Here is a 263-nt window from a genome sequence, read left to right as displayed (position 1 = left end):
CACCAGCAAATGGTGACTTTGCAAATGAAGGAATGGTGTCTGACTACACTTTGGTAATGGATTTATACTGGCCCGCAGAAGGTAAAGATATTTACCGTGCAATTATGCAAGCCAATACAACTGATTATCTTAATGATGATGCCGATATGTTTATTGACCCAAGCGGCGGCTATGGGCAAGCAACTAGCGATAGCGGCTATTTTGGCAATACACAACCCGACTCTTGGCATCGTATAGCTTTTGTATTTTATACAGCACCAACC

At 42.6% G+C, this 263-nt stretch carries 1 protein-coding gene; it reads left to right on the top strand.

Features of this window, described 5'->3' with window-relative positions; translation table 11 throughout:
* A partial coding sequence (locus AAEY88_RS14080; RefSeq protein WP_350563377.1) for a hypothetical protein occupies positions 1 to 263 on the top strand: 263 nt, incomplete at both ends.

The sequence above is a fragment of the Psychrobacter sp. CAL346-MNA-CIBAN-0220 genome (genome assembly GCF_040309805.1).
Lineage (GTDB): Bacteria > Pseudomonadota > Gammaproteobacteria > Pseudomonadales > Moraxellaceae > Psychrobacter.
Note: the sequence above shows the minus strand (reverse complement) of the source record. Positions and strands in the feature narration are given on the sequence as shown.